Source organism: Methylopila musalis (genome assembly GCF_042679725.1).
Lineage (GTDB): Bacteria > Pseudomonadota > Alphaproteobacteria > Rhizobiales > Methylopilaceae > Methylopila > Methylopila musalis.
The window spans coordinates 1-3,594 of sequence record NZ_JBHTMX010000251.1; the positions used below are offsets into that span (position 1 = coordinate 1).

General features: G+C 73.3%; 4 protein-coding genes. 2 read left to right on the top strand and 2 right to left on the bottom strand.

The features are described from left to right. Positions 1-906 (top strand): patatin-like phospholipase family protein (locus ACFQ4O_RS16140; protein WP_378777167.1); only part of this gene is annotated, 906 nt, incomplete at its 5' end. Positions 907-921: 15 nt separating this feature from the next. Here the strand turns inward: ACFQ4O_RS16140 and ACFQ4O_RS16145 are convergent. Both ACFQ4O_RS16145 and ACFQ4O_RS16150 read right to left on the bottom strand, forming a co-directional pair. Beyond that, entirely contained in the window at positions 922-1,437 is a 516-nt protein-coding gene (locus ACFQ4O_RS16145) for a hypothetical protein (protein WP_378777169.1), read from the bottom strand. Further along, positions 1,434-2,741, bottom strand: a complete 1,308-nt coding sequence (locus ACFQ4O_RS16150; RefSeq protein WP_378777171.1) for a DUF3616 domain-containing protein — start codon at positions 2,739-2,741, stop codon at positions 1,434-1,436. Before ACFQ4O_RS16150 ends, ACFQ4O_RS16145 begins: the two co-directional genes overlap by 4 nt. Before the next feature lie 135 nt (positions 2,742-2,876). On the opposite strand from ACFQ4O_RS16150, the gene ACFQ4O_RS16155 reads away from it, so the two are divergent. Further along, positions 2,877-3,548 carry an HAD-IA family hydrolase gene (locus ACFQ4O_RS16155; protein WP_378777173.1) on the top strand — a complete coding sequence of 224 codons (672 nt, stop codon included), beginning with the start codon at positions 2,877-2,879 and terminating at the stop codon, positions 3,546-3,548. The last annotated feature ends 46 nt before the right edge of the window (positions 3,549-3,594 follow it).

Sequence of the window (3,594 nt, forward strand, 5' to 3'; positions counted from 1 at the left end):
GGCGCCGCGCGGGGCTGGGCCCACATCGGCGTGCTGCGGGCGCTGGAGGCGGCCGGCTACACGCCGGACATCGTCGCCGGCACCTCCATCGGCGCGGTGGTGGGTGGGTGCTGGGCGGCGGGCAAGCTGGACGAGCTGGAGGCGTGGGCGCGCTCGCTCACCCGGCGCCGCATGTTCGGCATGCTGGACGTGCGCTTCGCCGGCGCCGGCCTGATCTCGGGCGGGCGGCTGCGGGCGCAGCTCGAAACCCATCTCGGCGACGTGGCCATGGAGCAGCTGCCGTGCCGCTTTGTCGCCATCGCCACCGAATTCGGCGCCGGGCACGAGGTCTGGCTCGGCCGCGGGCGGCTCTCCACCGCGCTCCGGGCGTCCTACGCGCTGCCGGGCATCTTCGAGCCGGTGCGCGTGGGCGGCCGCTGGCTCATGGACGGCGCTCTGGTCAATCCGGTGCCGGTGTCGGCGGCGCGGGCGCTCGGCGGCCGCATGGTGCTGGCGGTCAATCTCCAGACGGAGATCGCCGGCCGGGGCACCGTGATCCAGGCGCAGGAGGAGGCGGGCGACGAGGCGGAGCCCGAGCCCGTCGTCGAAGCGCCACAGCGGTTCCGCCGCATCCGGCTGCGGCGCGGGCGCCGGTCCGCGGAGGAGCGCCCGCCGGTCGGCGTCAACGCGTCCCAGCCCGGCGCTCCGGGCCTGCCGGCCATGCTGGTGGACGCGTTCAACATCACCCAGGACCGCATCTCGCGCTCGCGGCTCGCCGGCGATCCGCCGGACGTGATGGTGAGCCCGCGGCTGGGGCGGATCGGCCTGTTCGAGTTCCACCGCGCCGACGAGGCGATCCAGCTGGGCGCGGAAGCGACCGAGCGGGCGCTGCCCGCGATCGAGGAGGCGATGAGGGCGCTCGCCTGAGCGCCCTCATCGGGATCATTCCGCGTTGGTCTCGACGTAGATGGTCTCGAGCGGACCGACCGTGACCGTGCCGACCGAGCCGCCGCTGCTCCCACCGGAGACGCCGCCGGTCACGCCGCTGAAGTCGAAGCCGCCGCCGGACACGCCGCCCGTGACGCCGCTGAAGTCCGCGCCGCCGCCACCGCCGCCACCGCCGTCGAAGGTCACGCCCGGCAGTTCGATCGAGAACAGGACCGTCGACACCATCCCGGGGATCATGTCTTCGGCGTGAAGGGGATCATAGCCGACGGACGCGCCGGTGGCGTTCACACCCTCCTGGAACGTGTCCCAGTTGAAGCCGCCGGGGCGGGTGACCTCGCCGTATCCGGCCTCCGCGCCCATGAAGCCCCAATAACCTTCCGCCGCGTAGATGGACTCGGAACCGCCATCATCGAACAGCTGCATCGCTTTCGCTCCGTGCTCATTATCGATGATGCTAATTATGGTCTCCCGATCACAAATGGCAGTCCGACAAAAGTCGATAGGCGTCACCAGTGCTCCGGCAGCTCGAACACGTCCGCGAGGGCGCCGTCGCCGTCGAGCAGCACCCGGTCGGCGGCCGGCGTGTCGTAGGCCACCACCAGCGTCGGAGCTTCGCCCGGCGCGAGCGCGATGAGGGTCGCGCCCTCCGCATGGTCCACGCCTTCGCCGAAGGGCATGTCCAGCACGCGCTCCACCTGCGCGCGGGGCACGACGGAGGAGTCCTGGCTCGCCAGCGCCCCGCGCCAGCGGTAGAGTCGCACCGGGCCGTCGAGATCCATGGTGGGGCCGGCGAGCAGGATCAGGTCCTGTCCCTCGAGCATCAGCGAGCGCACGCCGAGCCCGTCCAGATCGAGGAAGTGCTTCGAGTAGAGCGCCCCGTCCTCGTCCACCGGCGTCAGCTTGAGCGCGCCGGAGCGCTTGGCCGCGACGCGCAGCTCCACCACCACCGCCCAGCCGCGCAGCACCGGCCCGCGCAGGCCGAGGAACACCCGGTCGCCCCGCACCGCCACGCCCTCGATGTCGAGCCCGTTGTCCTTGGACGGGGTGCGCATGAAGGGGCCGAGGTGGACGTCGCGGGCGAGCAGGCGCGACAGCGCGCTGTGCTTGCGCCCCATGGCCACGCAGCCGGCCTTGCGCTTCGGCGAGGCGCTGTCGATGGCGGGAGCCTTGCGCACGGGCTCCAGCACGCCGGGCCGGTCGCCGGCCGCGAGCGGAATGCGGCCGAGCAGGAAGCGGTTGCCCTCCCGCACCACCTGGGTCAGCCGCTCCAGCGCCTCCTCCGCCGTCTGGCCGCGCTTGGGCTTGCGCCGCTTCAGGCTGTGCGAGCCGACCACCCAGAGATAGCCGTCGGAGATGGCGAGGCCTTCCACGTCCGCCTCTTCGTCCGTGCCGTTTGGAAAGTCGAAGAAGTCCTTCAGCTGAAAGCGCTTGTGCCCGCCATAGCCGAGGATGCGGCCGTCCACGCCGCGCTCCGCGATCAGCCGCTCCAGCGCCGCGCCCTCGTCGGCGCCCACCCACAGCCCCTCGCCGTCGCCGGTGGAGACCAGCGCCGACAGGTCCTGATGGATCTCCTTCTCCGCGTCCTCCGGCGCGTCGTGGAAGCGCAGCGGCAGGGTGGCGCTCAGCCGCGCCCGCCGCGCCTCGGCCGCCTGCGCCGCGAGCCCGTCGAAGGTCGTCCGGTCCACGCCGAGCGCGCTCGCCGCGGCGTTCGGGTCCTCGCCGGCGTCCACGTCGCGAAGGGCGGCCGCGACCGCCTTGCGCCGGGCGAACTCGGCCGCGGGCGGCGACACGGGCGCGATGTCGTCCAGCGCCATGGGGGCTCCTTGAAAGCGTCACAGTGGAGGGCGTCACAATAGGGCGCCGGCGCGCCGGGACCACGCGACCGCTTGTGCCATGCGGCCCGCGGCGGTATCCCGGCGCCGGAGAGGCGGAGTCAAGGGAGCGTGGCGATGCTTGTTGTGTTCGACGTGGACGGCACGCTGCTCGACAGCCAGCACGGCATCGTCGCCGCCATGACCGAGGCCTATGAGAGCCACGGCCTCACCGCGCCCGCGCGGGAGCACGTGGTCGGCATCGTCGGCCTGTCCGTGCCCGAGGCGGTGGCGCGGCTGAGCGCGGGCTTCGACGATCACCCGGTCGACGCGATCGGCGCCGCCTTCCGCGCGTCCTTCATGCGCGCCCGGCAGGCCGAGCCCCACGCGGACCCGCTCTATCCCGGCGCGCTGGAGACGCTGCGGGCGCTTGCCGCCCGCTCCGATGTCACGCTCGCGCTCGCCACCGGCAACTCCCGCCGGGGGGTGGAGCGCTTTCTCGACACCTTCGAGCTGCGCGGCCTGATTGCAGCGAGCCGCACCGCGGACGACGCGCCCTCGAAGCCCCATCCGGCCATGATCCGGCAGCTCTGCGACGAGCTCGGCTACGGCCCCGACGCCACCGTCATGATCGGCGACACCACCTTCGACATGCTGATGGCCCGCGACGCCGGCGCGCGGGCGATCGGCGTCGGCTGGGGCTACCACCCGGTCGATCGGCTGCATGCGGCCGGGGCGGAGCGGGTGCTGTCCCGCTTCGACGAGCTCACGGCCGCGCTCGGGCTGCCCGAGCCGGCGGAGGCGGCGTGATGGCCGGGGGCGCGGAGCAGTCCGGCTTCGGCGACCGCCCGGCGGC